The sequence below is a fragment of the Herminiimonas sp. CN genome, assembly GCF_000622895.1.
GTDB lineage: Bacteria > Pseudomonadota > Gammaproteobacteria > Burkholderiales > Burkholderiaceae_D > AVCC01.
The window spans coordinates 1-5,413 of the sequence record NZ_AVCC01000129.1; the positions used below are offsets into that span (position 1 = coordinate 1).

Genomic DNA, 5,413 nt, shown 5'->3' on the forward strand with positions numbered 1-5,413 from the left:
GAACCGCTGCAGCATTTTTGCAGTGCGTTGGGCGTTGCAATTCTTGATTGTGTGGATATTCACAGCACCCCCGCCAGTTCCTTGAAACGCTTCAGGAACAGTGCCTCGGCCGACACCGGCATCAGGGGCGAAATGCTGGCGTGGCGCGGGAATATTCCGTCCAGAATCGGCCACGGCGACAGGTCCGGCGCCATCAGGTCGCGCCGCTCGGCCGCCAGCATCTGCAGATCGGCGCGCTTGATGGCCTCGGTCGATTCTGCGCTCGGCGTCACGCCAAATGCATCGAACAGGCGCGACCGCATCACCCGCTCGTAATCGCGGTAGGGCCGCATCGACGACAAGCCCTTCAGCGGCTGCACCATGTCGCCGAAGTAGCTCCCGGCCGCATCGTGCAGCAGCGCCTGCAGACGGTATTCGACCGGCACCATCTGCGATACCAGCACGCTGTGCTGCGCCACGCTGTAAAACTGGCGGGTATGACCGCCGAAGCGGCAGGTTTGCGACAGCGCATGCGCAATGTCGGTGATATGGAATTCGGCCTCGGCCGGTTCGGTCAGGCTGATGTAACGCCCGGTGTAGGTCAGGATGCTGTGAGCAATACTCATTTCATTATTTCCTTGAAAGATGGCAGTGAACGGTGATGGCTTGCGATGCCGCGCAGGAAGCTGGCGGTATAAATCAGGGACAGGGCGAACATGCCCCATTGATGACTCTGGGAAGTGCTCCACAGCCAGACCGGCTGGCTGGCCAGCCCGACCCAGCAGCCGAGCCGGTGGAAGCGCGAGCGCGGATCCGACAGCAGCCAGATCGACAGCGCGCCGCTGATGAAAACCCAGGCTTGGAGGAGGGTGCCCATGTCATTCCTGCGCGATGAATACGCTGAAGTGCAGTTGGAATACGCATCCAAGACCGGACACAGGAACCTTAAAATGGTTTTTGTAAAGGCTGCTGTCGGATTGCACCGGATCACCGACCGCATAACCGGCCTGCGTCAGTGCCAACGCCGTCAATTCGTAGTCATCCTCTGCGACGATGCCCATCAGGGAAACGTCGCCGTCACGGTGGCCAACGACAAGTGGCCTCAGATTGAATTTGGACATTTCCAGACCGAAGCTGTCGATAGCCGCCCGGTGCGCCGTACTGTTTTTCACGGACTCGCAGAACTCTGCTGTCAGGTCTGACAGGTATTTGTCATATAAAGAAGGCGCGGCGCTCATAGATCCTCCACCAGCGTCAATTCATCGACCGGCACCCGGCGCTCGCCGAATTCCGGATCGTGCGGCTGCACGAAGGCATAGCGCCGGCCGTTGGCGACGTTCGGTCGGATCTGGGTGACGATGCCGATGTTCTTGCCCTGGTGCGTGACTTCGCGTCCCAGCCAGTCGATTTTTTGCTTTTCCATGTTGTTAACTCCTCTTGTCAAAATTGGTGCGCAGCGCGGCCAAGCTCACGCGCTTAGGCTTGGTTGCATCGGTTTGGGTCAATGCCTGCTCCAGCTCCTCGCGCAGCACGCCGGTATACACACCGGTGCTGGCGATCGACTTGTGGCCCAGCGCTTCCTTGGTGATGCCGCGCGGGTCGGCCGCTGCGCTGTTGCGCATGATGTTCATCGCGCGGCTGTGACGCAGCCAGTGGGGGGATGCGTCTGGCGGCAGGCCGGCGATTGCAGCCCAGTGCTTGAAGCGCAGCTGGAACGAGCGCACCGACATTGCCCGGCAGCCGTCGTGCTGGCGGCTGACCACTAGCGGGCTATCCACCAGGCTGTGCTGCTCGCCGGTCATCTCATAGCGGATAGCGATCAGCGTCTTCAGCGCAGCGCGCAGCGGCGCCGTGACGAACACGCGGTGGTCGCTCTTGCCGCCCTTGCGGCGCTGCTTCGGGATGAACAGGTATTTGTGCTGCAGGGCGTTGATCGCATCATCCAGCGTGATCAGGCTGAACTCGGTGATGCGCAAGCCGGACAGCAGCAGCGCCTGCAGCCAGGCCGCATCGCGCCGCGCCAGAATGTCGGACGGCTGCTGCGCCGCCCTGATCAGGCGTTGCTGTTCGTCGGGGGTCAGGTATCTATGCAACATGGTTTCTCCAATCAGGACAGGGGTAAAGGCACTACGGGAACTGCAGAATCCGGGTCAACCAAAAGTCGGGGTATCCAGCCAGGCAACGAGGGCCAGCAACGACAGCACCATGGCCACGCTCAAAATCCAGTCAACAAGCTGCTTCTTCATCACGCACCTCCACGTTTCAAGATGGCCGCCCGGGCCGCGTTTTTAAGCGTCAGCGCAATCGACGGCACCGTCAGCGCCCGATCGAACGGCATGTTTTCCTTGTCCCTGACGCAGCGCTCGTACGCTGCGCGCAGATCGTCCCTGGTCGGGTTGGGCCGTGCCACTTGCAGCGCCAGCGTCTGCTGCCGCGAGTTGTCTCTGCTCCATCCCATGACGGTCTCCCGCTGTAAACAATTTGGCTTGAATGGCTTTGGCGAACAGCCGCACGAATTCGGCCTCGAAGCCGCCGACGAAGGCGCCCGGTGGCACGTTGTCGACCACCTGCGTGATGCCGACGCGGCGCAAGGCAGCAGGGATCGGCGGGACAGGGGAAGTTGCGGACTTACGCATCGACCATGCCCTCGATGCGGCTCACGGTTTCCAAAATGGAGGAGATGTAAATCAGGGCGCGCTGATGGATCGCCGCATGCTCATCCCGGGAGAACTTGCCATCGGCCAGCGCATCTTTCAGCTCGCCGTGGAATTGGCCGTTCTTGATGCTGATGTCGGCCACCATTTCCAGCAGCGCCACGTCGGAGATCGCCTGCACCGTCGGCAACTTGACAAACACCCCGCCCAGCGTGTGCGCCATCGCCTCCACGATGCGGGTGTCGGAAGCGATCACCTGCACCAGCACCGCATCGGCCAGCGTCGGCTTGTGGGCCGACGATTCGTTTAAATTGGCTTTGTTGTAGAGGGTGCCGGCAGGCATGCCGAGCTTGGCTGCCATCTGCGCGACATCGTATTCGTGCACCACGGCGCGAAAAGCTTCGTGCACGTCCGTAGGGCAGGGGGTTTTGTGAGACATGTGAAACTCCGGCGACAATTATCAATTCAACACTTGCCGGAATGCCTACACTGGATTTGCGATGCAGTGAGCCGTCCGGCAGGACGGTAGTGCAAGCCTGCTGACCGTTGGCGCGGTCATCGGGCTTTTTTTAATTGCGGTTTTGGTTTCGATCCGGACGTGCGGCGCTCGATGCCTTCGCGGATCAATTCCAGCGCCAGGCCGGCTTTCGTATAGCCGCCTTTATCGGCGATCAGATCGAAATTGCGCTTCAGCTCAGCAGTACCGCGACCGAAGGTAACCATGACGAATTCGCGCTTGTGTTTGGCTTTATTTTTCATTTTTTCGCCTGCTATACTGTCATTTTCTTGTTAAGCATTTATTTAGTAATTAATGCTTAATCGCTTAGTGCATGTAGTCATTGTATTCCTAAATTTAGGAATTGCAAATAAGAAATTCTTATTTTTATGAAATTAAATTTCCCGTCAATTCCGGAACGCATCACCTACCTGCTCGACGGGCGAAAAGCCTATCCGTGGGCACTGTCTATCGGGATTAGCAAGGGATCGATGGAGAGCGTGATGAAGCTCGGCGGCATGCTGGGTGGCGATGCGCTATCGGCCATCGGACGCTGCGAAAACGCACGGATTGACTGGATACTGGATGGGCGCGGCGCGCCCTATAGCGTGGCCTGCGCCACCAGCGACGACGGCGCGGCAGAATTGCTGCAGGACTTGCTGGAAGAACACTGGAATATCACCATCGTCGCCGATGGCCAGCACATCGCCCTGGTGCTGGATCAGCCGGGCAGTTTTGATGTCAAAGACGGGAAGGACGACAACGGCGTCCAGCAATACCGGACCATCGAATACCCCATCATCGAAGTGATCGTCGGCCATATCGGCCGCCACACCATGGAGCTGGTGCGCTCACGCATCGGGCAAGGGGTTAGTCTGAAGCTCGTCACGGCCGACGTGATGACGCAGATCGAGCGCGGCCGGATGGGCACCTGGCGCCTGCTGCAGGCTCCGGAAGCGGTACTGCTGGATGCCGAGCAGATCGGATCCAGACACCGCATCTTCACCCAGTTCAACCAGCAGGAACTGTTCCCGGCCAGCAAGGAGGAAGCGATCCTGCTCGACCATTACCGCGCCATGACGCCGGAAAACCGAAGTGCGATCAATCAGGTCACTACTGCGATGGCGGAATACCGGGAAGCTGCTGATCTGAAGGGCAAGGCATCGTGAGACACCGAGTGATGAAAATAATGTTAAACAATTTAAAATTCGCGCTGCTTTTATCCACGGTAGTGATCCCAGGCTTGGCCGTAGCTGTTCCAGTGGTTCCGATGTTCGTTGATGTTGAAATTCGAATCACTGATCATGAAAATCAAATCTACTTAGCCGAAGTACTGATCCCTCGCAATCAGGAGGTGATTGATAATAAGCTCAGGACGGTGATGATGAATATGACATGTCCATCAGGTATCAACGGTATTTCTCTACCGTATAGAGATGGCATTCGCGTCGCCATCAGTGCGAATGCATCGCGCGACAAATTGGTTTTTCTGGATGCGAATTACTTGGTCGCAAGCCCCGTGCATAACGGCACCATCGTCGATGGTGTGGGCTGCAAACGTGAAGATGTGACGTCTCCAGAGCGTTTCAACACAGTATCAAAACCCTTGATGCGTGAGGGTGAAAAACACGACATGATTAATGAAGATGTGATGGTTAGCTTCAGCATTAAAGGGATCTACATGACCCCTCCGGAAGGTAAAGTTCCAGGTCAATTCTATCGCCACTAGAATCACAGCAGCAGATCACGGCGGCACATTCGTAGCCGCCTGCAATTTCCGATAAAACTCCCGCAACCCTAAAGACTGCTCGCGCCAGGCAAGGCAGGCGGTGGCGTTGAAGGCGTCGACCTGCCCGACTTCAGCAAGCGAAACGGCGGCGGGCTCTCGGTCAGACTCTGCGGCAGGTCCGGCAGGCTCACCTGTCCAGGCGGCGTCAAAGCTGCGCACGAAGCCAGCATTGATAGTGCAACGGTCATTGTCAGCTTGCGTAACATAAACAGGTACCTCCTTTTCGATCACGTCGCCCTTGACGTAAATTTTCTGAATCCGGTCACGGTATTGGATCTCGGTCTGGGTCACCACCAGCTGCTGCGCCCTGGCGATCTTCACGGTTTGCGCTGCCTGGGCGGTCACATAGTCGATATGGATCTGGCCGGCGACGCGTTCGCCGTGCAGCTGGCCGAACAGGAAGATGATCGCGCCGGCAGCGGCCAGCGCCGCCCAGCGCGCCCACCACGGCAGCTCCAGCTTTAGCAGGCTCATGTCTGCGCCATCGCCGCAACG

11 protein-coding genes are annotated in these 5,413 nt (G+C 58.2%); 2 read left to right on the forward strand and 9 right to left on the reverse strand.

The features are described from left to right. Positions 1-59 precede the first annotated feature (59 nt). From HMCN_RS0116825 to HMCN_RS0116865, 8 genes are all read right to left on the reverse strand, one after another. A complete protein-coding gene (locus tag HMCN_RS0116825) occupies positions 60-605 on the reverse strand; it encodes a hypothetical protein (protein WP_025918474.1) in 546 nt (181 codons plus the stop codon). After that, entirely contained in the window at positions 602-856 is a 255-nt protein-coding gene (locus HMCN_RS0116830; RefSeq protein ID WP_025918475.1) for a hypothetical protein, read from the reverse strand. Before HMCN_RS0116830 ends, HMCN_RS0116825 begins: the two co-directional genes overlap by 4 nt. Position 857: 1 nt before the next feature. Next, the gene (locus HMCN_RS0116835) at positions 858-1,217 is read right to left on the reverse strand and encodes a hypothetical protein (protein ID WP_025918476.1); all 360 of its coding nucleotides are present in this window, start codon (positions 1,215-1,217) and stop codon (positions 858-860) included. Next, complete coding sequence (locus tag HMCN_RS0116840) at positions 1,214-1,402, reverse strand: hypothetical protein (RefSeq protein ID WP_025918477.1); 189 nt, start codon at positions 1,400-1,402, stop codon at positions 1,214-1,216. Before HMCN_RS0116840 ends, HMCN_RS0116835 begins: the two co-directional genes overlap by 4 nt. 4 nt (positions 1,403-1,406) lie before the next feature. Next, positions 1,407-2,075 (reverse strand): tyrosine-type recombinase/integrase, encoded by a 669-nt coding sequence (locus HMCN_RS0116845; protein ID WP_025918478.1) that lies wholly within the window; start codon positions 2,073-2,075, stop codon positions 1,407-1,409. 149 nt (positions 2,076-2,224) lie between these two features. Then, entirely contained in the window at positions 2,225-2,437 is a 213-nt protein-coding gene (locus tag HMCN_RS0116855) for a hypothetical protein (protein WP_025918479.1), read from the reverse strand. A gap of 170 nt (positions 2,438-2,607) precedes the next feature. Then, on the reverse strand, positions 2,608-3,072 hold the full coding sequence (locus tag HMCN_RS18415; protein ID WP_081801564.1) for a phage regulatory CII family protein: 465 nt from the start codon (positions 3,070-3,072) through the stop codon (positions 2,608-2,610). A gap of 116 nt (positions 3,073-3,188) precedes the next feature. Then, entirely contained in the window at positions 3,189-3,392 is a 204-nt protein-coding gene (locus tag HMCN_RS0116865) for a hypothetical protein (protein ID WP_025918481.1), read from the reverse strand. A gap of 126 nt (positions 3,393-3,518) precedes the next feature. Between HMCN_RS0116865 and HMCN_RS0116870 the strand changes: the two genes are divergently transcribed. Together HMCN_RS0116870 and HMCN_RS0116875 are read left to right on the forward strand one after the other, a co-directional pair. Then, positions 3,519-4,298: a hypothetical protein gene (locus HMCN_RS0116870; RefSeq protein WP_025918482.1), complete on the forward strand. Its 780-nt coding sequence runs from the start codon at positions 3,519-3,521 to the stop codon at positions 4,296-4,298. 11 nt (positions 4,299-4,309) lie between these two features. Then, complete coding sequence (locus HMCN_RS0116875; protein ID WP_025918483.1) at positions 4,310-4,858, forward strand: hypothetical protein; 549 nt, start codon at positions 4,310-4,312, stop codon at positions 4,856-4,858. A gap of 15 nt (positions 4,859-4,873) precedes the next feature. Here HMCN_RS0116875 and HMCN_RS18050 read toward each other — a convergent pair. Next, the coding region (locus HMCN_RS18050; RefSeq protein ID WP_025918484.1) for a hypothetical protein at positions 4,874-5,413 on the reverse strand (540 nt) is incomplete at its 5' end.